The 1090-nt window shown below is 63.9% G+C and carries 1 protein-coding gene; it reads right to left on the bottom strand.

The window, feature by feature from the left end; all coding sequences use genetic code 11:
* A partial coding sequence (locus ACIHAX_RS37805) for a condensation domain-containing protein (protein ID WP_397282468.1) occupies positions 1–1072 on the bottom strand: 1072 nt, incomplete at its 3' end.
* Positions 1073–1090: the final 18 nt, after the last annotated feature.

Below are 1090 nucleotides of genomic sequence, written 5' to 3'. Positions count from 1 at the left end.
GGTGTGTGGGGGTGGTGGTGAGGCCGATGGTGGTGTGGGAGTTGGTGGTGATGTGGGTGATTCGTTGGGTGGGGTGTGTGGGGTCGATGGGTAGGAAGGCGGCGCCGGTTTTGGTGATGGCCCAGATGGCGATGATGGTTTCGGGGGAGCGGGGGATGGCGATGGCGACGATGTCTTCGGGGCCGATGTGGTGGTGGAGGAGTTGGTGGGCGAGGTGGTTGGAGCGTTGGTCGAGTTCTTGGTAGGTGATGTGGTGGTTGTTGTGGATGATGGCGGTGTTGTGGGGGTGGTTGTGGGCGGTGGTGGTGAGGAGGTCGGGCAGGGTGGTCGGTGGTGTGGGTGGTGGTCCGCTGCGGGTGAGGAGGTCGGTTTTTTCGGTGGGGTCGAGGATGTCGATGGTGGCGATGGGTTGGGTGGGGTTGGTGGTGATGGCGTTCAGGATGTGGAGCCATCGGTGGATGAGGGTGTCGATGGTGGTGGGGTTGTAGAGGTCGGTGGCGTAGGTGATGGTGGCGGTCATCTCGCCGTTGTGGTTGTCGGTGAGGATGATTTGTAGGTCGAATCGTGCTGTGGGGGTGGGTGGTTCGGTGGGGGTGATGTCGAGGTGGGGGAGGTGGAGGTGGGGTTGGTCGAGGTTTTGGAAGGCGAGCAGTGTTTGGAAGAGGGGGTGGTGGGAGCGGGTGCGGTGGGGGGTGAGGTGGTCGACGAGTTGTTCGAAGGGGATGTCGGCGTGTTGGAAGGCTTGGAGGTCGGTGTTTCTGGTGCGGGTGAGTAGGTCGGTGAAGGGTTCGTGGGGGTTGATGTGGGTGCGTAGGACGAGGGTGTTGACGAACATGCCGATGAGGTCGTCGAGGGCGGGGTCGCCGCGTCCGGCGATGGGGGTGCCGATGGGGATGTCGGTGCTGTTGCTGAGGCGGGCGAGCAGGACTGCGAGGGTGGCGTGGATGACCATGAACACCGAGCAGTCGTGCTGGCGTGCGAGGGTGTGTAGTGCGGTGATGAGTTCGGTGTCGAGGGTGTAGGTGGTGGTGGCGCCGTGGTGGGAGGCCACTGCGGGGCGGGGGCGATCCACCGGCAACGACAACTCCTC

Origin of the sequence: Nocardia sp. NPDC051929, from assembly GCF_044548645.1 — a bacterium.
Lineage (GTDB): Bacteria > Actinomycetota > Actinomycetes > Mycobacteriales > Mycobacteriaceae > Nocardia > Nocardia sichangensis.
This window is presented reverse-complemented; position numbering and strand designations above follow the sequence as displayed.